The 25,175-nt window shown below is 60.6% G+C and carries 24 protein-coding genes; 9 read left to right on the forward strand and 15 right to left on the reverse strand.

The genetic code is table 11. The features are described from left to right. Positions 1-114: 114 nt before the first annotated feature. Together acrB and SO058_RS09405 are read right to left on the reverse strand one after the other, a co-directional pair. Positions 115-915: an acryloyl-CoA reductase electron transfer subunit gamma gene (gene acrB, locus SO058_RS09400; protein WP_320842741.1), complete on the reverse strand. Its 801-nt coding sequence runs from the start codon at positions 913-915 to the stop codon at positions 115-117. Between the two features lie 21 nt (positions 916-936). After that, positions 937-2,088, reverse strand: a complete 1,152-nt coding sequence (locus tag SO058_RS09405) for an acyl-CoA dehydrogenase (protein ID WP_320842742.1) — start codon at positions 2,086-2,088, stop codon at positions 937-939. 319 nt (positions 2,089-2,407) lie between these two features. On the opposite strand from SO058_RS09405, the gene asnB reads away from it, so the two are divergent. From asnB to SO058_RS09420, 3 genes are read left to right on the forward strand one after another with little or no spacing between them, the layout of a single operon-like run. Next, a complete protein-coding gene (gene asnB, locus SO058_RS09410) occupies positions 2,408-3,844 on the forward strand; it encodes an asparagine synthase (glutamine-hydrolyzing) (protein ID WP_320842743.1) in 1,437 nt (478 codons plus the stop codon). Next, the gene (locus SO058_RS09415) at positions 3,841-3,963 is read left to right on the forward strand and encodes a hypothetical protein (RefSeq protein ID WP_320842744.1); all 123 of its coding nucleotides are present in this window, start codon (positions 3,841-3,843) and stop codon (positions 3,961-3,963) included. The genes asnB and SO058_RS09415 overlap by 4 nt, the downstream gene beginning before the upstream one ends. After that, complete coding sequence (locus SO058_RS09420) at positions 3,960-5,534, forward strand: recombinase family protein (RefSeq protein ID WP_320842745.1); 1,575 nt, start codon at positions 3,960-3,962, stop codon at positions 5,532-5,534. The genes SO058_RS09415 and SO058_RS09420 overlap by 4 nt, the downstream gene beginning before the upstream one ends. Before the next feature lie 15 nt (positions 5,535-5,549). Here SO058_RS09420 and SO058_RS09425 read toward each other — a convergent pair whose 3' ends face one another. From SO058_RS09425 to SO058_RS09440, 4 genes are read right to left on the reverse strand one after another with little or no spacing between them, the layout of a single operon-like run. Next, positions 5,550-6,122, reverse strand: a complete 573-nt coding sequence (locus tag SO058_RS09425) for a nucleotidyltransferase family protein (protein WP_320842770.1) — start codon at positions 6,120-6,122, stop codon at positions 5,550-5,552. Further along, entirely contained in the window at positions 6,118-8,358 is a 2,241-nt protein-coding gene (locus tag SO058_RS09430; RefSeq protein ID WP_320842771.1) for a xanthine dehydrogenase family protein molybdopterin-binding subunit, read from the reverse strand. The genes SO058_RS09425 and SO058_RS09430 overlap by 5 nt, the downstream gene beginning before the upstream one ends. 53 nt (positions 8,359-8,411) lie before the next feature. Then, positions 8,412-8,870, reverse strand: coding sequence for a (2Fe-2S)-binding protein (locus SO058_RS09435; RefSeq protein ID WP_320842746.1), 459 nt, complete (start codon positions 8,868-8,870; stop codon positions 8,412-8,414). Positions 8,871-8,873: 3 nt separating this feature from the next. Then, entirely contained in the window at positions 8,874-9,668 is a 795-nt protein-coding gene (locus SO058_RS09440) for an FAD binding domain-containing protein (protein WP_320842747.1), read from the reverse strand. A gap of 153 nt (positions 9,669-9,821) precedes the next feature. Between SO058_RS09440 and SO058_RS09445 the strand changes: the two genes are divergently transcribed. Next, on the forward strand, positions 9,822-10,256 hold the full coding sequence (locus tag SO058_RS09445) for a MarR family winged helix-turn-helix transcriptional regulator (RefSeq protein ID WP_320842748.1): 435 nt from the start codon (positions 9,822-9,824) through the stop codon (positions 10,254-10,256). Then, complete coding sequence (locus SO058_RS09450) at positions 10,249-11,577, forward strand: MATE family efflux transporter (RefSeq protein ID WP_320842749.1); 1,329 nt, start codon at positions 10,249-10,251, stop codon at positions 11,575-11,577. Before SO058_RS09445 ends, SO058_RS09450 begins: the two co-directional genes overlap by 8 nt. Before the next feature lie 48 nt (positions 11,578-11,625). On the opposite strand, the gene SO058_RS09455 is transcribed toward SO058_RS09450, so the two are convergent. The 6 genes from SO058_RS09455 to SO058_RS09480 all read right to left on the reverse strand — a co-directional run bounded on the left by SO058_RS09455 (position 11,626) and on the right by SO058_RS09480 (position 17,020). Continuing rightward, positions 11,626-13,047, reverse strand: coding sequence for a uracil-xanthine permease family protein (locus SO058_RS09455; RefSeq protein ID WP_320842750.1), 1,422 nt, complete (start codon positions 13,045-13,047; stop codon positions 11,626-11,628). Between the two features lie 89 nt (positions 13,048-13,136). Next, positions 13,137-13,937, reverse strand: a complete 801-nt coding sequence (locus SO058_RS09460; protein WP_320842751.1) for an ABC transporter ATP-binding protein — start codon at positions 13,935-13,937, stop codon at positions 13,137-13,139. Further along, on the reverse strand, positions 13,927-14,937 hold the full coding sequence (locus tag SO058_RS09465) for a FecCD family ABC transporter permease (protein ID WP_320842752.1): 1,011 nt from the start codon (positions 14,935-14,937) through the stop codon (positions 13,927-13,929). The genes SO058_RS09460 and SO058_RS09465 overlap by 11 nt, the downstream gene beginning before the upstream one ends. Before the next feature lie 20 nt (positions 14,938-14,957). Continuing rightward, the gene (locus SO058_RS09470) at positions 14,958-16,022 is read right to left on the reverse strand and encodes an ABC transporter substrate-binding protein (RefSeq protein ID WP_320842753.1); all 1,065 of its coding nucleotides are present in this window, start codon (positions 16,020-16,022) and stop codon (positions 14,958-14,960) included. An 87-nt stretch (positions 16,023-16,109) separates the two neighbouring features. After that, complete coding sequence (locus tag SO058_RS09475; RefSeq protein ID WP_320842754.1) at positions 16,110-16,445, reverse strand: winged helix-turn-helix domain-containing protein; 336 nt, start codon at positions 16,443-16,445, stop codon at positions 16,110-16,112. Beyond that, on the reverse strand, positions 16,445-17,020 hold the full coding sequence (locus tag SO058_RS09480; protein ID WP_320842755.1) for a xanthine phosphoribosyltransferase: 576 nt from the start codon (positions 17,018-17,020) through the stop codon (positions 16,445-16,447). The genes SO058_RS09475 and SO058_RS09480 overlap by 1 nt, the downstream gene beginning before the upstream one ends. A gap of 141 nt (positions 17,021-17,161) precedes the next feature. Here SO058_RS09480 and SO058_RS09485 point away from each other — a divergent pair, with 141 nt between their 5' ends. The 4 genes from SO058_RS09485 to SO058_RS09500 are packed head-to-tail and all read left to right on the forward strand — an operon-like array spanning position 17,162 to position 20,007. Beyond that, on the forward strand, positions 17,162-17,575 hold the full coding sequence (locus tag SO058_RS09485) for an asparagine synthase-related protein (RefSeq protein ID WP_442872241.1): 414 nt from the start codon (positions 17,162-17,164) through the stop codon (positions 17,573-17,575). Between the two features lie 45 nt (positions 17,576-17,620). Continuing rightward, the gene (locus SO058_RS09490) at positions 17,621-18,028 is read left to right on the forward strand and encodes a hypothetical protein (protein WP_320842756.1); all 408 of its coding nucleotides are present in this window, start codon (positions 17,621-17,623) and stop codon (positions 18,026-18,028) included. A gap of 3 nt (positions 18,029-18,031) precedes the next feature. Continuing rightward, positions 18,032-19,459 carry a peptidoglycan-binding protein gene (locus tag SO058_RS09495; protein WP_320842757.1) on the forward strand — a complete coding sequence of 476 codons (1,428 nt, stop codon included), beginning with the start codon at positions 18,032-18,034 and terminating at the stop codon, positions 19,457-19,459. Next, positions 19,459-20,007: a peptidoglycan-binding domain-containing protein gene (locus tag SO058_RS09500; RefSeq protein WP_320842758.1), complete on the forward strand. Its 549-nt coding sequence runs from the start codon at positions 19,459-19,461 to the stop codon at positions 20,005-20,007. Before SO058_RS09495 ends, SO058_RS09500 begins: the two co-directional genes overlap by 1 nt. A 44-nt stretch (positions 20,008-20,051) precedes the next feature. Here SO058_RS09500 and SO058_RS09505 read toward each other — a convergent pair whose 3' ends face one another. From SO058_RS09505 to SO058_RS09515, 3 genes are all read right to left on the reverse strand, one after another. Then, on the reverse strand, positions 20,052-22,544 hold the full coding sequence (locus SO058_RS09505) for a transporter substrate-binding domain-containing diguanylate cyclase (protein ID WP_320842759.1): 2,493 nt from the start codon (positions 22,542-22,544) through the stop codon (positions 20,052-20,054). A gap of 147 nt (positions 22,545-22,691) precedes the next feature. Then, a complete protein-coding gene (locus tag SO058_RS09510; protein ID WP_320842760.1) occupies positions 22,692-23,807 on the reverse strand; it encodes a peptidylprolyl isomerase in 1,116 nt (371 codons plus the stop codon). A gap of 144 nt (positions 23,808-23,951) precedes the next feature. Continuing rightward, positions 23,952-25,154, reverse strand: coding sequence for a nucleotide sugar dehydrogenase (locus SO058_RS09515; protein ID WP_320842761.1), 1,203 nt, complete (start codon positions 25,152-25,154; stop codon positions 23,952-23,954). Positions 25,155-25,175 lie beyond the last annotated feature (21 nt).

A 25,175-nucleotide genomic window follows, 5' to 3' on the forward strand; every position in this document is an offset into this window, starting at 1 on the left:
CTCCAGCACGGTCGGCTGCAGTTTGCCCTGGCGCTGCTCGCAGAATACCCAAACGCCGGAAAAATCGGCGAGGTTGGTGTTATTGAAATCAGCCATTTTTGTTTCTCCTTTCGATTAAATGATGTGCTTCTTCAGAAGCTCAGCAGCGAGGGTCTCGCAAGTCGCCTTGTCAGCGCCCTCGAGCATCTTGCCCTTGCCCTTCTGGGGAGGCGTGAAGGACTTGAAGATATTGGTCGGAGAACCCTTCAGGCCGATGGTGGTGGGATCGATCAGCGGATCGTCCTTGAGCGTGTTGTAATCATAGACCGAAACAGGCTTCTGGTAGCAGTCCATAATGCCGCCGAGCGACATATAGCGGGGTGCGTTGAGCTCCTTGATGCAGGTGAGCAGGCAGGGAGTCTTGGCCTGAATGGTCATATAGCCGTCCTCGAGCATACGCTTAACGGTGACGGTGTCGCCTTCTTTCTTGATATCGGCGGCATAGGAAATCTGCGGAATATTCAGCTTCTCCGCGATCTGCGAGCCAACCTGGGCGGTATCGCCGTCGATCGCCTGACGGCCGCAGAATACAACGTCGTCGTCCTCGAGGCCGACCTTCTTGATGGCCGCGGCGAGGATCTGGGACGTTGCAAAGGTATCGGAACCGCCGAACTCGCGGGCGGAAACCAGCACGCCTTCATCGGCGCCCATGGCGATCAGCTCGCGCAGCATGCCTTCCGCCGGCGGGGGGCCCATGGTGACGACGACGACCTTGCAGCCGGTCGCGTCCTTGAGCTTGAGAGCGGCCTCAACCGCGTTGAGGTCGTCCGGGTTGATAATGGTAGCCATAGAAGCACGGTTCAGGGTGCCGTCCGGATTGACTGCGACCTTACCGGAGGTATCCGGAACCTGCTTTACACAAACGATAGCTTTCATTGATTCGTTTTCCTCCTTCTCTTAGCGCAGTACCTGACCGGCGATGACCATTCTCTGAACCTGAGAAGTGCCCTCGTAGATCTCGGTGATCTTGGCGTCGCGCATCATGCGCTCCATCGGGTATTCGCGGATGTAGCCGTAGCCGCCGTAGATCTGCACGCACTTGGTGGTGACGTCCATCGCGACTTCGGAAGCATACAGCTTGGCCATGGCCGCTTCCTTGGTGAACGGCAGCTCATGGTCGTGGTTAAAGGCCGCGCGGCGGACCAGCAGGCGGGCCGCGTCGATCTGGGTGTACATATCGGCGACCATCCACTGCAGGCCCTGGAACTTATCGAGGGTCTTGCCGAACTGGACGCGCTCCTTCATGTACTGGATAGCCTTATCCAGCGCGCCCTGCGCGATGCCGAGCGCCTGGGACGCGATGCCGATACGGCCGCCGTCCAGCGTCATCATCGCGATCTTGAAGCCGCCGTTCTCCTTGCCCAGCAGGCGGTCTGCCGGCAGGTGCACGTCTTCAAAGATCAGCTCGGAGGTCTGGCTGCCGCGGATGCCCATTTTGTGCTCGATCTTGCCGATCGAGAAGCCCGGGTCGTCCTTGTCCACGATAAAGGCCGAAATGCCCTTATTGCCGGCCGCCTTGTTGGTCATGGCGAAAACAACGTATGTATCCGCGCGGCCGCCGCCGGTGATGAACACCTTGGAGCCGTTCATGATATAAGAGCCGTCCGGCTGCTTCTCCGCAACGGTCTGCTGCGCGGCGGAGTCGGTGCCGGCGTTGGGCTCGGTCAGGCCGAACGCGCCGACCTTTGCGCCTTCCTTGGGCTCGATCAGCGGGCGAAGCCACTTTTCTTTCTGCTCGGGGGTGCCAAAATGGTAGATCGGCCAAGCGCCCAGCGTACCGTGCGCGGACATGATGCCGCCCGTGGTACCGCAAACGCGGCTCATCTCTTCAATGGCGATCGAGTAGCAGATGTAGTTGCCGCCGGAGCCGCCGACTTCCTTCGGGAACTGAATTCCCATCAGGCCGTACTTCATCAGCTTCTGGACGGTTTCTTCCGGATAGCGTTCCTGTTCGTCGATCTCAGCGGCGAGCGGCTCTACTTCGTTGAGCGCAAACTCGCGGCACATCTTCTGGAACATTGCTTCCTCTTTTGTAAGCCTAAAATCCATGCCATATACCTCCCAAAATAAATTCGCAGATGCGCACATTTTGGTGATTTCTTGCACATTTTGGTGCATTAAACCGTTCCCACGGCACACCCTGCTTTGGAGCATGTCTATTTCTATTATATCGTCTGGGCGAGATATGTCAAGGATTTAACAGACTTTTATCCGGTAATTTTTAGCGGCCGGGAGCCGGGTTTTACCCCGCGTCAAATCGGGCTTTCAGTTTCCTTTTTGTAATCGGATTTTTCGCGCGGACAACATATAATTCCGCTGCCGTGAACATAAAAAAGATGGAAGACCAATCGAAGGAGGAACGATACTCATGTGTGGAATCGGCGGCTTTGTCGATTATGACCGCGACGCCCGGGAGGGCGATGCGGTGGCTTCCCGCATGCTGCGCACGCTTGCGCCGCGCGGCCCGGACGCGGGAGGCCAATGGAACGACCTCGACGCATGTCTGGTCCACCGCCGCCTGATCGTCATTGACCCGGACGGCGGCAAGCAACCCATGGTATCGCCAGATGGCAATACCGTGCTCATATATAACGGAGAGTTATATAACACAGAGGAAATCCGTGGCGACCTGCTCGCCTGCGGGCACAAATTCCTGGGACACTCGGACACCGAGGTGGTGCTCCATGCCTTTCTGGAATGGGACGTGGAGGCGTTCCAGCGTTTTAACGGCATCTATGCGTTCGCTGTTTGGCAGGCGCAGAAGCGGCGGCTCGTGCTCTGCCGCGACCGGCTGGGCGTCAAGCCCCTGTTCGTCTCACACACGGACGGCGGGCTGGTGTTCGGCTCAACCATCGGCGCGGTGCTGTGCCACCCGGCGGTCGAACCGGTGATCGATGCGGACGGCCTGCGCTCGCTTCTTCTGCTTGGGCCGGCACGGCCGCCCGCTGAGGCGGTGTTCAAGCACATTGCATCCGTGCTGCCCGGCCATTTCGCCGAGTTGACCCCCGAGCGCTATGCAGACCATGCGTATTGGACGCTGGAAGCGCACGAACACGAGGACGATCTTGCGCACACCATCGAGCGCACCTATGAGCTGATCTGCGACGCGGCCACCCGCCAGCTCGTAAGCGACGTGCCGCTCGCCACGTTCCTGTCCGGCGGGCTGGATTCGTCCATCCTGTCCATGCTCGCGGCAAAGGACTATGCAAAACGCGGCGAAACGCTGCACACCTGGTCGGTCGACTACCGGGACAACGACAAGTATTTTCAGAAGAGCCGCTTCCAGCCAAACAGCGACAGCGAATACATCCAGATGATGGTCGATTTCCTGCACACCGAGCATCACAACGTCGTCATTGAGCCCGAGGCGCTGTGCGCCGCCCTGCTGCCCGCTACCGATGCGCGCGACCTGCCCGGCATGGCCGACGTCGACTCGTCGCTCCTACTGTTCTGCGGGCAGGTGAAAAAGGATTTTACTGTCTGCCTGTCGGGTGAATGCGCCGACGAGCTCTTCGGCGGCTATCCGTGGTACCACCGCGAGGAGATTTTGTTCGAGGATACGTTCCCGTGGTCGCGCTCGGTCGACCTGCGGCTGGGGCTTTTAGCCCCCGGCATCGTGTCGGACGGCGCGGAGTTCGTCCGGCAGCACTATCTGGACACCTGCCGCGCCGCGCAAAAGCTGCCCTCGGACAGCAAAAAGGACGCGCGCATGCGCGAAATGTTCAAGCTCAATCTGGACTGGTTTATGGCAACGTTGCTCGAACGAAGCGTTGCAAGAGGATACTTGGAGGAGGGCTGTGCATGAACCGCGACGCGGAATTGGCGGTTTCCGTTTGCTATCCCGAAGCGCCAGATATCACGCCGGGGGAGATCAAGGCGCTTATCGCGCAGATCCGGGCGGGCTTTGACCGCGCCGCGCCATGACCGCCATTTACGCCCGCCAATCGGTCGATAAAGCGGACAGCATTTCGGTCGAATTGCAGATCGAGACCTGCCGCGCACAGCTCACGCTGGATGAGGCCACCACCTGCGAGGCCTATACCGATAAAGGATTTTCAGGCAAAAACACCAACCGTCCGGCGTTCCAGCGGCTGATGGACGACGTGAAGACCGGGCAGGTGCAAAAAATCCTCGTCTACCGGCTCGACCGTATCAGCCGCAGCGTTCACGATTTCACCGGGCTGTGCCAGATACTGAGCGAGCGCGGCGTACGGTTCCAGTCCTGCACTGACGGCATCACGCTCGACGACAGCCTTTCCGGCACGGTCATGGCGCAGATCATGATGGTATTCGCGCAGTTCGAGCGTGAGACTATCCAGCGCCGCGTGGCGGATAATTATTTTGGACGCGCAAAAACCGGCATGTATCTGGGCGGCCGCCCGCCGTTCGGTTTTGACAAGGGGCGAACCACGGTGGACGGCCGCCGCACCGCCTGCTATGTCCCCTCGCCCGAAACGGCCGCATTGGCCGCGCATCTGTTCGAACGCTACGCGGAAGAGGGCGCGTCGCTCGGCACGCTCTGCCGCGCGCTCAACGCCGCGGGCGGCAAGACGGCGGCGGGAAAAAGCTGGAGCACGCTTACGCTCGGCAGGCTACTTCGTAATCCCGCTTATGTGCGGGCGGACGCGGCGGTCTACCGGTATCTGCAGAAAAAAGGCGCCGAAATGAACGACCCGATCGAACGCTACACGCAAAAACACGGCTTATACTGCTATGCCCGCCGCGCGACGGCGGCGCACAATGCAAAGCCCACAAAAAGCAAGTTTTCCGAAATGAACCGCAGCTTTATTACGCTCGCCCCGCACGAGGGGCTGGTGGACGCGGGCCTGTGGCTCGAGGTGCAGCACAAGCTCGACCGCAACCGCGCGCTCAAAAACAGCGGCGCGGGCACGCACAGCTGGCTTTCCGGCCTGATGAAGTGCGCGCACTGCGGCTACGCGGTCACGGTGTCCGGCAATCCGCGCGGCGGCGTGCACTATCTCAACTGCGGCGGGCACAAGCGGGGAAACGCGGTGTGTCCCGGCCGCCAGCGGGTGACGACGCTTGAGGAGATCGAGCAGGCTGTCGAAACGCGCCTGCTCGATTACCTGCTGCGCCTGCGCGGCGCGGAAATGCGGCAAAAGCGGCGGCAGACGCCCGAAGAAAACCGACTGCAAATGGAGATCGGGCGGCAGGAGGCCGAAATCGCCCGCCTGACGCAAAACCTCGGCCAGATCACCGAACCTGATGTGGTACATATCCTTTCCGCGCGCCTCCACGAGGCCGGTATCGTGCTCGAAAAGCTGCGCCGGCGGCGGGATATGCTGCGCAGCGCCGTGCGTGAGCCTGATCTGGAACGGTGCTTTGCAGCCGTGTTGTCCGAGTGGCGCGGCTATTCCATCCCGGAAAAAAAGCAGATCGCCCGCGCCGTTCTTGCCCGCGTAAACGTCGGCGACGGCACGCTCGAGCTCGTTTTCCGCGCGCCGCCGCCTGGAAAGCAAAAAAAAGACGGCTAAAAAGCCGTCTTTTTTTCAGGGTATCATATCCTCCGGCGCGTCCACATCGCAAAGCTCGCGCGGGTCGTCCACCTGCACGGTCTCGCACAGGTGCCGGTGGGCAACGCCCCGCCCGCCGTGATCGCCTGTCAGCTCCCACAGCTCCGGCGCGAGCGCGGCGGAAAACAGCATCGGGTTGCCCATGCGGCCGTCATAGGCCGCGCAGGCCGCCTCAACGCCGGGCTGCGCCCGGCCAAGCAGACGAGAGACGGTTTTCGCCGTCAGCCACGGCTGGTCGGCCACGACGAACAGCAGGAAATCGCCGTCCCCCAGCGTCCCCACCGCGTCCAGCCCGGCGCGGATGGTATAGGACAAGCCTTTTTTGCTTTCCGGGCTGTCCGCCGCCCGCGCGCCGAGGGCGCGCGCCGCGTCCCGGATCTCCGGATAACAGGAAACCACGGTCAAACCGCAGTCGTCCTTTTCGGAGACGAGCGCGGACAGCATATCCAGCCCGTGGCGGTAGAGCGGCTTGCCCTCCAGTTCACACAGCAGCTTGTTTTCCCCAAATCGGCGGCTGCTTCCCGCTGCCAGATAAATAATGTGTTTAATCGTCCTGCCTCCCCATTAGGATCTTCTCGGGCGTGATGGGCAGCGTGCGGTGCCACACGCCGGTCGCGTTGTAAATCGCGTGCGCGATGGCGGGCGACGGCGTGTTGATGACGATTTCACCGATGCTCTTCGCGCCGAACGGCCCGCTCGGCTCATAGCTGGACTCAAACTCGACGCGCAGGCGTCCCACATCCAGCCGCGAGGGGATCTTATATTCCATCAGCGAGCTTTCCGCGATGCGGCCGCGCTCACTATAGGTCACATCCTCGTAAAGCGCCATGCCGATGCCCTGCATCAGGCCGCCCTCGGTCTGCACCCGCGCCAGATTAGGATTGACCGGCGTGCCGCAGTCGACCACGGCCGCATAATCGATCACTTCGACCGCGCCCGTCTCCCGATCCAGCTCGATCTCGCACATGCCGACCATGAACGGCGGGGGCGAAATGGGCGAGGAATGGGAGACCGTCGCCTGAGCGGCGGTCAGGTTGCCGCACATCGACTTCGTCGCCAGTTCCATGCGCGATACCGCCGCGCTCCCGTCCAGTTTGCGCACGCCATCGCCCGTGTATTCGACTTCGTCCGCGCCGCAGCCCAGCAGTTCCGCGCCGATCGCGCACAGCCGTTCCCGCAGCTCCGCACATGCCCGCTCAACCGCTTTGCCGGTCACATAGGTCGTCGACGAGGCGTAGGAGCCGGAATCATAGGGCGATGCGTCCGAATCCGCGCCAAAAACCGCGATCTCGTCCACGCCGCACTCGAGACACTCGGCCGCCATCTGCGCGAGAATGGTGTCGCAGCCCGTTCCCATGTCGGCCGCGCCGATCAGAAGGTTAAAGAAGCCCTCGTCGCTGAGCTTTACAGTGGCCGAGCCTACGTCCACGCCCGAAATTCCCGAGCCCTGCATGGCCATCGCCACGCCGACCGAGCGGACTTTTCCGTCCCCCATGTCCCGGCAGGGATATTTTTCGTCCCAGCCGATCAATTCCTTGGCGCGCGCAAGGCAGCGGTCGAGCGCGCAGGCGTTTGTCTGCTCGCTATAGTAGGCGGGCATGACCTGCCCCTCGCGCACCATATTCTTTTCGCGCAGCGCGACCGGGTCGATCTTCAGCCGCGCCGCGAGTTCGTTCACCGCCGACTCGACCGCGAAAATGCCCTGCGTCGCGCCGTAGCCCCGGTACGCGCCCGCCGCCTGCACATTGGTGTACACCACGTCGTAGGCAAAGCGGAACGCCTCAAGGTTCGTATTATACAATGGGATGGATTTATGCCCCGAAAGGCCGACCGTCGTCGGCCCGTGCTCGCCGAACGCGCCCGTGTTGGACAGCGTGTACACGTCGAGCGCGCGGATGGTGCCGTCTTTCATCGCACCCAGCCGGACGGAAACCTCCATCTCGTGCCGGGGCGAACCGGCGATCTGGCATTCCTCGCGCGAATAGAGCATCTTGGCGGGCTTGCCCGTTTTCCACGTGACCAGCGCGGGATAGACCTCGGCCACCACCGTCTGCTTTGCGCCGAAGCCGCCGCCGATGCGCGGCTTTTCCACATGGATCTTCGATTTGGGAATCTCGAGCGCGTTTGCCAGAATACGCCGCACGTGGAACACGATCTGCGTGGAGGAGATCACGTGCAGGCGGCCGTAGGCGTCGATCTCGGTATAGGTGCGGAATGTCTCCATCATGGCCTGCTGGCAGGCCTTGGTGTGATAGGTGTGCTCCACCACCTCGTCGCACGAGGCGAGCACGGCCTCCACGTCGCCGTCCGCGCAGGTGTCGCTTGCGCACAGGTTGCGCTTGTTGTCCGCCCCGACCGGACAGAGCGACTGCCAATCGTCCTCCGGATGCACTAAAACCGCGCTGTCCTTGGCTTTCCGCGGGTCGAGCACCGGCTCGAGCACCTGATACTTCACCTTGATAAGCCGCAGCGCCTTGTCCACCGCTTTTTCCGTTTCACCCGCGACAATGGCGACCGCGTCGCCCACAAAGCGCACGCGCTTATCCAAAATCAGCCGGTCGTAGGGCGACGGCTCGGGATAGGTCTGCCCAGCCATGGTGAAGCGCTTTTGCGGCACGTCCGCATAGGTGTAGATATCTTCGATGCCGGGCACCTTTTTCGCGGTCCCGGTATCGATCTCCTCAATCAGCGCGTGGGCGTGCGGCGAGCGCAGCACCTTGACGACAAGCGCGTCTTTCGGCGTCACGTCGTCCACATAGGCGGGCTTGCCGAGCAGGAGCTGCATGGCGTCCTTTTTTCTCACCGGCTGGCCAACTGTTTTAAAATTCCGTTCCACCGTCAGCCCTCCTTTTTCCTGTCCAAATAGGCGCGGATGCCGCGCAGCTGCCCCTCATAGCCCGAGCAGCGGCACAGGTTGCCCGCGAGGTATGCGCGGATCTCGTCGTCCGTCGGGTCAGGGTTTTCGCGCAGCAGCGCAATGGTATTCATCACGAAGCCGGGGTTGCAGAAGCCGCATTGCTCCGCGCCCTGATCGGCGATAAAGCCGGCGAAGCCCGCCGCTTCCTCCTGCAGGCCCTCAAGCGTCTGCACGCTGCGCCCATCCGCCCGCGCCGCCAGCACCGAGCAGGACAGGACGGGCGTTCCGTCCAGCAGCACGGTGCACAGGCCGCAGTTCGCGGTCTCACATCCGCGCTTGACCGAATAGCAGCCGTGTGCGCGCACAAAATCAATGAGCAGCGTATCCGCTTCGACCGAAGCGGACAGCGGTTTGCCGTTGAGCGTCAGTTTGATCTCCATGCGTCAGCCCTCCCCATTAAGCGCGAGCGCCGCGCGGCGCACGAGCACTTCACAGATTTTCCGCCGGTAGTCCGCCCCGGCGCGGCGGTTGCTGCCGAACGCGCAGCGGGATGCGATATCCGCCGCGAACGCGCGCGCGTTTTCTTCAGTCACGCCGCCCGCTAGCAGCTCTTTTTCATCGGCAAACGCCATGGCGGGCATGGGGCGCGCGCCGACCGCGCAGGTATACGCGCCGTCCCGCCCGCGTAGCGCCACGGCGAGCACGGGAAAGTCGGTCGCCGCGTTCCGCTGGGACAGATAAACGCACTGCACAGGCGTTTTGGGCACGTTTACCCGCACCAGAATGTCGCGCGTATCACGCGGCAGGGCGATGAAGTCCGAAAGCGGAAGCTCGCCCGCGTGGTGCAGCTCGACGGTCGCGCCGAGCGCGAGGAACAGCGTCAGCACGTCGGAAAAACCGAAACGGCCGTAAATGCTGCCGCCCACGGTCGCGCAGTTGCGGAACTGCACGCCGACGATATGGCGCACCGCCTCGGCCGCCGCGCCCTGGGTCAGCGCATTCAGCCCCGCGTGCTTTTCAAGCGCGCGAAGCGAAACCATCGCGCCGATGCGGTAGGCTGTTTCGGTCTCCTCGATGGTATCCAGCCCCAGCCCGCCAAGGTCGATCGCGGTGCCGACCGTACGGCTTTGCATTTTAAGCCACAGCATCCCGCCCAGCACCACGTTGTTTTTCTTCTGACAAAGCGCATAGGCCTCGTCCAGGCTCTGCGGCCTGACATATTGATTGATCGAAAGCATGTTGCTCTCCTCCGGTCGTTTGATACCTAAAAGTATAGCATATCCGTTTCTTCTTTGAAACCCGTCAAAATTTTTTCCAAGCACGCTTGACTTTAGTCCGGTTTCGTACTATAATACTCATCAGTCCGAAATCGTACCAAAGGAGAGGATCTTATGAATATCCGCGCACAGATGGAGCTGTTCAACACCTGCTTCTGCAAGGTAAACGAGCTGTACCGCGAGTGGGCCAAGCAAAACGGCATGAGCTATAACACCATGATGACGCTTTACGCGCTCGGCCAGCAGCAGGGCTGCACGCAGAAACAAATCGCGGACGGCTGGCTGATCCCCAAACAGACGGTCAATACCGTGGTGAAAGAGCTGGAAAAGCGCGGCATGGTGCGCTTTGAGCCGCTGCCCGGCGGCAAGCAGAAAGCCGTCTGTCTGACCGAAAGCGGCCAAATCTATGCCGACAGATGCCTGAAAACCTTATACGAAAGCGAGGAGCGCGCCATGCGCTCGCTCGGCGATGCGCTCGCCGAAGCGTTTCTGCGCGGCAACCTCGCTTATGCCGAAGCACTGGAAAAGGAGGTGCGACGCCATGGATAACGCACTGGGCAGGCGGTTCTCCGCCCGCTCGCTTTTGCTTTTTGCCCTGCCCAACATCATTATGATGGTGTTTCTGTCCATGTATACCATCGTGGACGGTATTTTCATCTCACGCTATGTGGGCACGCTCGCGCTCGGCGCGGTCAACATGTCCTATCCGCTGAACTCGCTGGAAATGGCGGTCGGCATCATGCTGGCCTCGGGCGGCAGCGCGATCATCGCGCGGCAGCTCGGCGAGGGCGATGAGGCCGCCGCGCGCCGCAATTTCAGCTTTCTGATTTTGGTGGCTGTGGCCATCGGCTTCGCTTTCCTGCTGTTCGGCAACCTGTTTCTCGACCAGATCATCCGACTGCTGGGCGCGAGCGCGGCGCAGTTCGAATTGTGCAAGGTCTACACCCGCATCCTGCTATTGTTCGCGCCCGCTTTCTTTTTGCAGACCGCGTTTCAGACCCTGTTTATCACCGCGGGAAAGCCCGGGCTGGGGCTGTTCGCGACTGTCTGCGGCGGCATCACGAACATCGTGCTGGATTACGTGTTTATCGGCGTGCTCGGCTGGGGCATCGCGGGCGCGGCGGTCGCTACCGGATTAGGATATCTGGTGCCCGCCGTGGTTGGACTCATCTACTTTGCCCGCAAACGGGACAGCGCGCTGTATTTCGTCCGCGCCAAAGCGGACTGGCGCATGCTCGGGCAGGCGTGCTTCAACGGCTCGTCCGAAATGGTCACCAATATCGCAAACGCGATCACAACGTTCCTCTTCAACATCCTGTTTCTGCGCTACTGGGGAGAGGACGGCGTGGCCTCGATCACCATTGTCCTATATTTCCAGTTCGTGTGCACCGCTGTGTTTTTTGGCTTTTCCATGGGCGTCGCGCCCGTGATCAGCTACAAATACGGTGCGCAGGATCACGAACAGCTCCGGCATATCTTCAAGATCTGCATGGGCTTCGTGCTGCTCTGCTCTGCGGGCAGCTATCTGCTCTCGCGCATTGCCATCGGCCCGTGCCTGCGCGTGTTCACCGAAGCGGACAGCCGCGTGTTCGATATCACGATGGACGGCTTCCCTATCTACGCGGTGTGCTTTCTGTTCATGGGTCTGTCCATCTTCGCGTCTGCCATGTTCACCGCGTTTTCGGACGGTAAGGTGTCCGCCATCATTTCGTTCGCTCGCACGCTGGTGTTTCTGGTCGGTATGCTGCTGGTTCTCCCCCCTCTATTGGGCGAAACGGGCATCTGGCTGTCCGTCCCGGCGGCCGAGGTGCTGGGCGTTGCCGTTTCGGTCTGGTATCTGGTGCGCAAACGGAGCGTTTACCAATATTAAAGCAAAAAGAGGACTGCCGAAAACGGCAGCCCTCTTTTTTTGTTTGCCTTATGCCTGCTCCGCTTTTTCCTTGGGCAGGACGATGTTCAGGATGATCGCGACGATGGCCGCGGGCACAATGCCCGAGCCGCCGAAGATGAGCTGCACGGTCTGCGGCAGCCCCTGCAGCGCAGCGCCGTTCGCGCCGAGGCCGTAGCCCAGGCCGAGCGCGACCGATACGATCGAGATGCTGCGCATGGTCAGCGGCTCCTTGGTGATGAGCTGGATACCGCTCATCACGATGGACGCAAACATGATGACCGCCGCGCCGCCCAAAACGCTCTGCGGCATGATGGAGATAACGGCCGCCAGCTTGGGGAACAGGCCGCACAGGATGAGGAACACCGCGCCGCACGCCAGCGCGAAACGGTTGACGATCTTGGTCATGGTGACAAGGCCGACGTTCTGGCTGAACGAGGTGTTCGGCAGCACGCCGAACAGCGCCGCGAACGAGGAGCCGAGGCCGTCGCACACGATGCCGCCGGAAAGCTCCTGATCGGTCGCCTCGCGGCCCATGCCACCCTCGGTCACGCCCGAGATGTCGCCCACGGTCTCCACCGCGGTGACGATGAACATAATGAGCACCGGAATGATCGCGCGCATATCAAACACGGGCTTGACCGGCATGATCGCCGGCAGCGAGAACCAGCCGGCCTGCGCGACCTTGTCCCAGTTCAGCACCCACGCCTTTGTGTATTCGACGCCCTCTGCCGTGACCGCCGTGGTCGGCAGAAACATCGGCAGGACAGCGCAGATGATATAGCCCACGATGATGCCGAGCAGGATGCACGAAGAGGAAGCCATGCCCTTGCAGCCGTGTTTGAACGCCAGAATGACGATCATGACCACAAGGCCGATCAGCAGATTTTCAATAGAGCCGTAGTCGTTCGCCGCCGTGCCGCCGCCAAACGAGCCCACACCCACGCCGATGAGCGACAGGCCGATGGACAGCACGACCGTGCCTGTGACGACCGCAGGGAAAAACCGGCGCAGGGGCTTTAAGAAGAAGCCCAGAACCGTCTCAAACAAACCGCCGATGATGGACGCGCCCATGATGGCGGCATATCCTAAAATGCCTCCCCCCATGACCTCGGCCACGCTTTTGAACACGCCGATAAAGCCCGAGCTGGTGCCCATGATGATCGGCACCTTGCCGCCGATCGGGCCGATGGCGAAAAGCTGCACGAGCGTTACGATACCCGCGATCAGCATCGCGTTTTGCAGCAGCGCCACCTGGATGGCCGCAAATTCCTCCGCGCCGCCCCCCGCGGCGCACACACTGGTGATAATGAGGATAGGCGTCAGGTTGCCCACAAACATCGCCAGTACGTGCTGAAGGCCGAGCGGTATGGCTTGGCCAAGCGGAAGTTTGCCCGTAAAGTTATACGGGCCGAAAAAAGACTGGTCTTTTTTCTTGTTCTCGTTTTCCATGTTGTCCTCCCTGTTTTTGATTTTGTGAAATGAAGATATTTGTATTATAACAAACTTTTTTCATCTCTCCCACAGGAACTGACAAATTTTTATCGAAATCGGGGATTTTCTACATTTGTATCAAGCCAGCAGGCAAAACGGCCGCTCTCCTTGTCCTTTTTGACACAAATACCCGGATACACCTGCGAAAGCGCCGCCTGCGCCCTGTCTTCGTCCGTCGCCCGCGCATCGAGCGCCCCCACGGCATACCCGCCGCCCAGCAGCAGCAGCCGGTCGCACCAGCGAAGCGCAGCCGCTGGGTCGTGCAGCACGGCCACGGCGGCGTGCCCGCCCTGTGTGAGCGAATCGCGAACCGTCTGAAACAACAGGTGCGTGTTATAAAAGTCGAGAGCGCTCGACGGCTCGTCGAGCAGCCAGACGGGCGCGTCCTGCACGGCGAGCCGCGCCAGATGCACGAGCTGCCGCTGCCCCTCGCTGAGGAAAGCGCAGTCGGTATCGAGCAGCGCCTCCACGCCAAACCGCGCGGCCGCCTCCATGACGCGGCATTTTAGATCCTTATCCGGCGCGCCGAACGCGCCCCCGGCGGCATAACCGCCCATTCCGATCACCTCGCCCGCCCGCAGGCCGGGCAAAAGCCCGGTGCGCTGGGTGAGCATGGCGATGTGGCGCGCCCGCTCTCGGACACGCATTGCGCCGCAGTCCTGCCCGCACACCCGAACGCTCCCGCTAAACACCCGCGCCGCGCCTGTGATGCCGCGCAAAAGTGTGGTCTTGCCGCAGCCGTTCCGCCCTAGAATGCCGAGCAGCTCGCCCTCTTTCACTGAAAATGAAATTTCGCGCACGATGGGGGACGCGTACCCCGCTGTCAGGCCGGAAACCTCAAGCATCATAGCGCCCCCCTTTCCCCTTGCACAGCAGCAGAGCGAGCACAGGCACGGCGAACAAAATGGTCAGCACGCTGAGCGGCAGCTCGGCGCCGGGCGACAGGCTGCGCGCCAGCACGTCCGCCGCCAGCAGGATATCCGCGCCCACGAGCGCGCAGAGCAGCAGATACGGCCCGCCGCGCCGCCGCAGGAGCAGAAACGCGATGTGCGGCGCGATCAGTCCAGCAAACGCGATCACCCCGGTTACAGACACGACCGCCGCGACCATCAGCGTGGTCAGCGCGAGCAGCAGCGTGCGCCAGAGCGCGGGGTCGAGCCCCATCGCGCGCGCGTTTTCCTCGCCGAGCGACAGCATCGCCGCCTGCCGCCGGAACAGCAGCAGCAGGCAGAGCGGCACAAGCACGGCCACCGCAACGGTGGCTGCCTTGTCCGCCGTCACCGGGGCGAGGCTGCCCATGGTCCAGAAATCGATCGCGGCCAACTCCCGTTCGGGGTCGGCCATGGTTTTGAGTACCATCAGCCCCGCCTCGGCCACCGACGATACGATCACACCCGCCAAAATATAGGTACCCGTGCGCTCGATGCGCGCCGCGCGCACCAGAAGCAGCACGAATACGAGCGAGAAAAGCCCCATCAGGAACGCGCCGCCCATGATCTGCACCGCGCTGCCCGCGCCGAGCACAATGGCGCACGCCGCGCCGAACGACGCGCCCGCGGCCACGCCGGTTAAATCGGGCGAAGCGAGGGGGTTTCGGAAAATCGTCTGATACACGCCGCCCGCCGTGCCCAGCGCCAGCCCGGCGAGCAGCCCCATGAGAACGCGCGGCAGGCGCAGCAAAAGGAAGACGCGTTCCTCCATCGTCCCGCGCAGGCCGCCGGTCAAAATCCCGCCGATCTGGGAAAGCGAAAGGGGAAAGCTGCCGACGCAGGCCGAAACCGCCGCCAGCACGCCCAGCAGGGCGATAGCCGCCAGAACGGCGGCATGGGAGCGTATGGTCTGTTTCATCGGGCTTTCCCCTTTTCGTGTTACTTGGTTACCAGCGCGGCATCGAGCGCAAAGCCATAAAATGTCTGATAAAACGCCTGCGCGTCGGAAACGAACGTGTCAAAGCTGTACTGCCCCGGATGGAGCACGCTCGTCAGCCACATCACGCCCAAAACGCCGGACGGGATGGGTGCATCCCATTCCTCAATGCCCCGCGGCATCTCATAGACGTTCCCGTGCGCGACCGCGCCCACCCCGGCAAGCTGCGGATCGTTCCGGATATCGTTTGCCGTGTAGGACGCGCCGGACGGCACAATGATATACTCCGGATCCATCGCAAGGATGGATTCATAGGAAACCTCGGTCCAGTAGTCGCCCTTGATGTCCTGCGCAACATTCGTACCGCCCGCCTGTTTAATCAGGCTGGATTGGTACATGCCGCCGGGCGCAGCCGTCAGGTAGGAGGAGTTGCCGCCCATATAGACGCGCGGCTTTTCCTGCCCTTTGGTCAGATCCGCCATGCGGGAAAGCTGCTCGCCGTAATAAGCGGTGAGCGCAGCCGCCTGGTCCTCCGCGCCGCAGGCCTTGCCGATGAGGGCGAGCATCTGCTCCATGCCCTCCTGCGTCTCCGGGTCGACGACAAGCACCGGGATGCCCAGCTCCGTCAGTGTTTCGGCATGATCCTTGAGCTTTCGCGGCATCAGCACCAGATCGGGCGCGAGCGCAGCCACCGCCTCTACGTTAAATTCCTTGAGCGAGCCCACCTGTTCCTGTTCCAGCAGGCCGGGAGCAGCCATCCGATAAATCGGGCGGGTGTCCGCTTTCTTTTCCAGCCCGATCACACGATCGGCCACACCAAGGGCGACCGTGGCGTAGGTGGTGATATAATAGCAGCTCACCAGCGTTTCCGCCGGCTTTTCGAGTACGACCTCGCGCCCGGCCTGGTCGGTCAGCTGGATCTCCGCGCTCCCGCCGGACTGCTTTGCGGGCTTTGCGCTCTCCGGCCCCGCGCTGTCCATCCCAAACAGGCCGCATCCGGCGGATGCAAACGCGACGGCCGCGCACAGCAGCAACGCCGCAAGCCTCTTCCAAGCACGCTTTTCCATGTTGTTCCCCCTTTATTTTAAAAACCATGTTTCCCGCGCGATATTCTACCACGAGAATACCGAACTGTCAAAAAAAGATTCCCGTTTTCACGGGAAATATTTTTGAAACGCCGCGTTTGCCGCGTGGTCGGTCTCTTCGAGCAGCTTTTGATAGCGCTCCAGCAGGTCGACCCCCTCGCGCGTCAGCTCCGAGCCGCCGCCGTGCACGCCGCCCAACTGCCGTGTGAGCAGCTTGAAGCCCCACTCCGCCTCCAGACGGCCGATCAGCTTCCATGCTTTGGAATAAGCCATGCCCATGCGCGCGGCCGCTTTCTGCAGCGACCCGGTCTCCCGCACACCCTGCAAGAGCTTCATCGGTCCCGGGCCGAAGCGCTTATCCTCCGCACAGAGCCGCAGCGTTAGGTGATAGCGCAGTCCGTCCATCAGCGGAACTGTACGGTCTGGCTTTCGGCGTCCATGCTGTCCACAATGGCGAGCGATTCGACACGCACGCCCTTGTCCCGCAGCACCTGTCCGCCGCACTGGAAGCCCTTTTCGATCACAATGCCAATGCCGGCGACGTTCGCGTGCGCCGCCTCGACGATCTGGCAAAGCCCCATTGCCGCGCAGCCGTTGGCAAGGAAATCATCGATGATGAGCACATTTTCGCCCGGCTGCAAAAAGCGGCTGGCCACAATGACCTCATATTTGCGCTTATGTGTGTACGATTCAACAGGCGCGGACAGCATCGTGCCGTCCAAATTGATAGACTGCGCTTTTTTCGCAAACACGACCGGCACCTCGAAATACTGCGCCGCAATCGCCGCAATGCCGATGCCCGAAGCCTCAATGGTCAGAATCTTATTTACCCGCACGTCCGCAAAGCGACGGCAGAACTCCTTTCCTATCTCGTTGAACAGCCCGATATCCATCTGATGGTTCAGGAAATTATCCACCTTGAGCACGTTGCCCTCTTTGATGACGCCGTCCTTCCGAATCCGCTCTTTCAAAAGTTCCATGATACCGTTCTTCCCCATTCAAAATGTCTTTTTAAAAGCATACCATTTTTCTGCGCCTGTGTATAGACCTTTTTCCGCGTTTTCAGGCATTTCCCGCAGTATCCCCTTGCAACGCCGCGCGACCGCAAGGACCGCATGAGCATGTATTCAGGCCTTGAGGTGCGCGTGCCGTTCTGCGACCACCGCATCGTCGAATATGCCTACAACATGCCGTGGGATATGAAAGCGCTCCACGGACGCGAAAAGGGCATTGTACGCGAGGCGTTCGCAAACGACCTGCCCGAGGAGATCGTATTCCGCAAAAAAAGCCCGTATCCCAAAACGTTCCACCCGGCCTACACCGAGCTTTGCGCGTCCTACGTCCGCCAGATTTTTGCCGACGAGCATTCGGCCGCCGCAAAGCTCTTCAATCACGAGGCCGTCGAAGCGCTCATGGCGCAGCCCGAAAGCCTGTCTGAGCCGTGGTACGGGCAGCTTATGCGCACGCCGCAGATCTTTGCCTACATCATCCAGCTCGACCGCTGGTTCAAAAAATACAAGGTACGCATTGAATAAAAAAGCGGGGCTTTCCGCCCCGCCTATTAAAGGAGGCTTTCCGCTTTGCAAGACGGAACTTCAATTCTGCGCGTGCAGGTCTCGACGGCGCTCGGCGCACTTCCGGTCGAAGGCGCGACCGTGACCGTGTCGACCGCAGCCGACGAGACTGGCGGGCATCAGCTGCTGTATTCGGTTCAGACCGACGCAGGCGGCATGACCCCGCCGATGGAGCTGCCCGCGCCGCCGCGCTCTGCCTCGCTCACGCCGGGCAACGGCCGGCCCTATGCGCTGTACACCGTGCAGGTCGACCATCCGAATTTCACCCCGCAAGCGGCTCTAAACGTCACCGCGTTTTCGGGCATTCCGGCCGTGCTGCCGATCGCGCTCACCCCGCTGCCCGAAAATGCCGCGGTCGCCCCGCAGGACCTGACCGCGACCGACGACCCGCAAGCCTTATCAGAGGAGGGATGACCCTTGGCCACGACCCCGGTCACGATCCCCGAGACCATCACCGTGCATCTCGGCGCACCTTCGGCGAATGCACGTAACCTCACCGTCCCGTTCAATGAATACATCAAAAATGTCGCGTCCTCGGAGATCTATCCGACATGGCCCGAGGAGGCCATCCGCGCCAATGTGTACGCGCAGGTCTCCTATGCTTTAAACCGTGTGTTCACCGAATGGTACCGCAACCAGGGCTATGATTTCGATATCACCAACTCAACCCGGTACGACCAGTCGTTCGTGCCCGGACGCGACATTTTCGAGAACATTTCGACCATTGTGGACGAAGCGTTCAACAACTATCTAACGCGAGGCGACGCCATTGAGCCGTTGTTCGCGCAGTACTGCAACGGTACGACCGTCACCTGCCCGGGCGGGCTGAGCCAATGGGGTACGGTGCCGCTCGCCGAGCAGGGTATGAGCGCTGAGGATATCGTGCGCTCGTTCTACGGGAACGACATCAATTTTATCCAAAACGCCCCGGTTTCGCCCAACCTGGGCGGCTCCTGGCCGGGCGTTACGTTCCGGCTGGGCGATGTGGGCGAGGAAGTGCGCACCATCCAGCGCCGCCTCAACCGCATTTCCACCAACTACCCCAATATTCAGAAGATTGAACCGGCCAGCGGTCTGTTCGATGCCGACACCGAGCGCGCCGTGCGCGAATTTCAGCGCCAGTTCAATCTCGCCGTGGACGGCATCGTCGGCAAAGCGACGTGGTATCAGATCGCGTTTATCTACAACAACGTCAAGCGTTTGTCCGAGCTGGACAGCGAGGGCCTGCGCCTGTCCGACATTTCGCGGCAGTATCCCGAGGAGCTGCGCGAAGGTATGCAGGGCGAGTACATTCGGCTTTTGCAGTATCTGCTCTCGGTCGTTGGCGCGTATTATGACGAACTGCCCCGTATCCCGATCGAGCAGATCGACGGCATTTTCGGTCCGCTGACGCGCGAGGCAGTTGTCGCCTACCAGAAAATGATGGGCCTGCCCGAGACCGGCGTGGTCGACCGGGCGACCTGGACCGCCCTTATTTCGACCTATCAGTCCGTGCTGCGCGTGCGTCCTGTCTCCGAATGGCTGCCCGGCGTAGCTGGGCTGCCCACAATCTTCCTGATTGAGGGGATGCGCGGCGAAGAGGTGCGCACGGCCCAGCAGGTCATCAACGTGATCGCGCGCGGCTATCCTGAGGTGCCGTCGGTCGGCGTGGACGGCGTGTTTGGCCCGGCGACGCGCGAAGCCGTCCTTGCGTTCCAAAACCTAGTCGGTCTGCCGCCCTCGGGCGCGATCGGACCGCTCACCTGGGAGACCATGGCCGACTATGCCGAGACTGTGCTGGCGGGCAGTCAGACCAACGAAGGGCAGTTTCCGGGTTATCCTATCGGAGAGGGGGCGACCACCTGATGTATACAGAAGAACAGCGCCGCCAGCATGTGCATGATTTGCAGACCTTCCTGCGGCGCATCCAGCGCGAGGGGGCTCATCCCAGTCCGCTTTCGCCCGACGGCATTTTCGGCCCTGAGACTGAAAAAGCTGTGCGCGAATTCCAGCAGCAACATGGCCTGCGCCCGACCGGCAAGGCTGACGCAGACATCTGGAACCTGATTTACGACCACTATGTTCCGCTTGCCATCAGCGACACATTGCCGACCCCGGTGCAGTTTTTCCCGCCCGAGGTGGGCGCGACCATGGCGCCTGGCGAAAAGGGCTGTCCGGTAATCGTGCTGCAAAGCATGCTGAACACGATGGCCGTGCATTTTTCTGGCGTACGGCGCCTGCCGCTGTCCGGCACCTATGACGAAGAGACCGAACTTGCCGTGCGCGAAGCGCAGGTGTATTTCCAGCTCGATCCAACTGGTGTAACCGACCGGGCGACCTGGGACGCACTCGCCGCATTGCACAACGCCTACCACTACCGCGCGCCGCTTTCCTGGACCATCGCCAACAAATGAGAAAGACCCCGCCGCCCGTATACCGGGCGGCGGGGTCTGCTTTTTTATTTTGCGATCTCATACCGGTCCCGGCCCGCGCTCTTCGCATCGTACAGCGCGGCATCCGCTTTGCGGTACACTTCGTCGTAAGTCTGACCCTGCTGGGTCAGAATCGCGCCCACCGTGATGGTAAGCTGCCTGCCATATTCCCTGCCGAGCGCGCGTGCAGCCTCGCAAAGCTTCACGCAACGCTTTTCGAGCGCCTCCCGTCCGGACACCTGCACCATATAGACCAGAAATTCGTCCCCGCCCGGCCGGCCAACCACGTCCCGCTCCCGGAAGTTCTTCAGCAGTATCTCCGCGACACCCACCAGCACTCGGTCGCCCTCCATATGCCCATAGGTGTCGTTGACCGTCTTAAACCGGTCTACATCGATGAGCAGCAGCGCGCCCGTCTGCCCCTCCTTCAGGGCGGACAAGCCTTGCTCGACCAGCGCGCGCGAAGTGGACGCGTTATACACGCCGGTCAGGCTGTCCCGCTGCGCCTGACGGCGCAGCCGCTCGCGCTCAGCGACCTCGTCGTCAATCACTGCGATTTTGCCGACCGCGTAGGCCGGGTTACCTGCGTCGTCATATACCTTCTCGATCGCGAGGCGCAGCCAATGCATTTTTTTGTCCGGGCTGCAGCAGGTATAGATTTCATATACCCCGTCGCCCTCATAGATCAATTTGCGAAATTCCAAACGGGCTTGCTGCAGTTCCTCGTCCCCGGCGACCCAGTGTTCATCATATTCCAGCACCCGTGCTTTGTCTCCATTTTGAGCGGGCAGCGAAACCAACAGCTTTTTCTTTGGAAAATCAAACTCAAAGAAATATTCGTTGAGCAGGCCGTACACCTGCAGGCGTTTTTTCAGTTCGAACGCGGTCTGCTTATTCCGGCGCGCACGCATCCGCAGATTGGCGGCCAGCAGCGCGATGATAACGCCCGAGATGAGGCAGACGATCAATATGGTTTCCAGCGCGTGGTTCTGCATAAACTGCCAGATCGAAAAATCCTGCTTCATGCTCACGTTGCTGTAAACCATAGCTTGCTTTTGCTCATCCGGGAGCGCAAGGATGCTTTTGTTTAAGATACCCAGCAGCATCTGGTCTGCCGGCGCGGCCACGCCCATGCAGATCTCCCGCAGCGTCGAGGTCTGCGGAATCAGCCGAAGCATGGAATACTCCGGCAGGCTGGCGTAATACTGCGCCGCGTAGCCGTCGGCATAGGTAAACGCCGCTTTCCCTTCTGCAACCGCCTTGATGCATTCCCCAGTGGTGGCATACCGCACGATCTCGCCCGGATAGTCCGTTCCATAGGTCGCGTTCGTAGTCAGCGCGAGCGCTTGACCCATCACAGCATCCGCATCATCCCGTTCATGCATAACCAGCACATACTGTGCCGAGACGAAAGGCCGCGTCATCGCGATTCCCTTGCTGCCCGCCAACTCATAATCGTAGGTCGTCCCGCCGATCATATCGACCTGCCCGCTTTGCACCAGCGCGTACATTTCATCCGGCGTTTTTACAGCGGTCATTTCAAACTTTAGTCCCGTCTGTTCCGCGATATAACCGAGCAGGTCGATCATCATACCGCGAAGCTCTCCGCTTTCGGCGTCTGTATACTGGAGCGGCGGCTGCCCGGTCAGCACGCCGACCCGCACCGCCTCGCGCGACGCGATATACTGTTTTTCCTGTTCGGTCAACAGCAGCACGTCGTTTGGGGAGGAAAAGTATTTTTCCTGCAGCTTTGCAGTGAAAAACGGATCGATACGCTGAATATTCAGCATCGCCTCATTAAGCTCCTGCATTAAACCTGCGCGCGCCTTTTTGGACGCGACAAAGTAAAACGGCTTGGGGGAAAACTCAGCGATCGTCCGCACGCCGCCAATATAATTGAGGCTGGTGTTTAAAATTGCATCCGCGCGCCCATCCTCCAGCGCCAGCAACTGTTCCTCTGTTCCACTGCACTCCACATAGGTCACGTCGATCAGGTTAACCTTGCAGAATTCCTCCAGCTCTTTCCGTCGCTGTGTGGCCTTACCGCCCACTGCGACCCGCAGACTCTGTTCCTGTTGGGAATCAACCACAAAGCTGCCCGGGTCATCATACGCCACCTGCAGTACGGTCTGCACCGTGCCATAGCTGTGCGCGGTATAGTCATAACGCTCGCCCGTTTCTTCGGTAAACAGCATTCCCCCCATCAGGTCCACGTCGCCGTTGTCCAGCATCTCCATCAGCGTGAGCAGGCTTTCATCAGCGCTGCCTGGCACCTGCACAAATTCATAATCCCAGCCGGTATATTGGGCGATCTCTTCCAGATATTCATAGGTATAGCCGCTGTAATTTCCATTCTCATCGATGTCGGTCAGTCCTGCCTGGATCGGGTAGGCAACGCGGATCGTTCTGGATCCCCCGCCGCCCGCCGCGCTTCCGGCTGACAGCAGCACGGGCAGCAACAGCACGGCCAATACCAGCCGCGCCAGCGCGCCGCGCCAGCTGTTACATGCATTCCACAATCTGCCCACCACCCTTCAAACACGTAACTTTATCTTATGATACATTATATAGAAGCATTCCAAAAAGTGCAAGCACAAGTGGTCGTACTTCGGCCTGAACGCGAAAAGAAACGCTTTCTTCACAAAGAAAGCGTTTCTTTCCAATTTTTACTCTGCCGTGTCGCCGCCGGCGTTGTCCGCGGCGTCATCGGTTTCCGCCAGATCAGCCGGCGCGTAGTCCTTGACGTTCTGATAGGTGATCTCATCAAAGGTTTCTGTGGTCTGCACGTCCGCCTCGGTCATCCACTTGGTCAGCAGGGCATCCATGGTCTTTTCCATTTTGGTCAGCAGGGTCGTCTTGTAGTTTTCGAGCTGGCCCTCATAGTCGATCGGAACGCGCTTGATGATATGGTAGCCGAAATCGGACTTAACAAGCCCCGACACCTCGCCCTCCGCGAGCGCCTTAGCGCCCTCGTAGAACGGCTGCACCATTTCGCCCTCCGTGAAGATATACCCGTCCGGATTGCCCTCCAGGCCGGAATCCTCGCTCAGTTCCTTCATCACGGTGTCGAAATCCTCGCCCGCGTTCAAACGGTCGAGCGCCTTCTGCGCCGCGGCCTTGGCTTCCTCATCCGTGCGCTTCTGCTCGCCCGTCGCCGGGTCGGTGCCCAGAATGAGGATGTGCTTGGCGGCGAGGTAGTTGTCCTTGAAATACTGCATCAGCTCTTCGTCCGCAGGCACTTCGGTGCCGTTTTCGCCGAAGTAGTATTCGTTCAGCGCGGCGTAGCACTGGCTGATGTACATAAAGTTATTATACAGATCCTCTGTGAAGCCAAACTGGGCAATCTTCTTGCGGTAATTCTCATCGCTGCCCGCCTGTTTGCGCATATCGTCGCGCACCTTGCGGATATCGCGCTGCTGGCTCTCGGTTAGGCTCAGGCCGGCCTCCTTGAATTTCTGGAGCACGACGCGCATGTAAATGGCCTGATCCTTGGCGGCGTCCGGCATCGCGGGGCCTAGCATGGCGGCGCTTTCCTCGTCGTCCCACAAGCCGAGCATGCCGTACTGCGCATACATGTTCTCGTAGTACTTCATGTTGTACAGCATATAGGCGGCGTATTCGTCTGCCTTGACCTCACTGCCGTTGACCGTCATGGCCACCGGCGCGTCACTCTTGATATCGGTATACGTGATGTTGCTCGCCATCGTCGCGCCGATCGTCGCTCCCAAAACGACCACCAGCATGACCGCGAGCGCAACCACGCGCTTTGCCATGTGCTTCATAATCTCTAACGCTCCTTGTTCTCTTTTGTTTCTGATGCAAGCTTTTCCCATTATAGCATCCCGCCCGGTAAAATACAAGCGTGGACACAGAAACGTCACATAGGCGAAAAAAAGCGGGCTCCCTTTGGGCAAGCCCGCGCTTTTTTATTCCATTAGCCCGACGCAGTCGTAATACGGCTTTTGCGCGATGCGTTCTTTATTCTCCTTAAACAGTGTGTGCCCCAGTGTAACAACCAGATAATCCGCCTTCGCAAGCAGCTCGTCGAACGGGACGTTACGGATGCCGTCCAGCTCGCCCATCGGCGCGAACGGCTCGCACGCGATAAAGTTCACGCCTTTTTCTTTCAGGATATGGCACAACTCGATCGAGGGGGATTCGCGCAGGTCATCCACATCGGGCTTATAGGACAGGCCCAGAACGCCGACCGTATCCGTGACCTTTTTGAGGCTGCCCACAACCTTTTCCGCCACAAAGCGCGGCTTGTTCTCGTTGCGCTCACGCGCAGCAAGAATGACCTTGGCCTCGGCTGGGAACTGCTCATAGATGAACCACGGGTCGACCGCGATGCAGTGCCCGCCCACGCCCACGCCCGGCGTCAGGATATTGACGCGCGGATGGCAGTTGGCGAGCTTGATCAGCTCAAAAACGTCGATACCCATTTTGTCGCAGATGACCGAAAGCTCGTTGGCATAGGCGATGTTCACGTCGCGGAAGGTGTTTTCGGTCAGCTTGCACATCTCGGCGGTCAGGTCGTCAGTCTTGTGGACGACGCCCTTTTCCAGCACCTTTTCATAGATGGCGGCGGCCATTTCGGCGGCCTCGGGCGTGCGCGCGCCCACGATGCGGTCGTTATTCTTCAGCTCGTACATCATGTTGCCCGGGATGACGCGCTCCGGGCAGTGCGCCACATGGATCTTGTCCATCGGGATGCCCGATTCCTCAGAAAGCACGCGGGCAAGCATTTCGCTCGTGCGCGGCGGCACGGTCGATTCCAGAATAACCAGGTTGTCCGGCTCAAGCAGCCCCCCCGCCATACGTCCGGCGGATTCGACAAACTTGAGGTCGGCCTTGTGCGCGCCGGTCTCGTCCTGGAAGAACGGGGTGGGCACGGCGATATAGAACACATCGGAGGCCGCAAGCTTGGAGGAGAACTGCAAATGTCCATGCGCCACCGCTTGGTCGAACGCCTGCTGCAAGCCCGGCTCGACAATATGGATCTTGCCGCTTTGCAGCGTGTCGATGGTTTTTTCGTTCACGTCAAAGCCGCAGACCTCAAAGCCGGCCTCCGCGAGGGTGATCGCGGTCGGCAGGCCAATATATCCCAGTCCCATGACAGTAATTTTCATAATTTCCGTACCTCATTCAGC

The sequence above is a fragment of the Agathobaculum sp. genome (assembly GCF_034098985.1).
Lineage (GTDB): Bacteria > Bacillota > Clostridia > Oscillospirales > Butyricicoccaceae > Agathobaculum.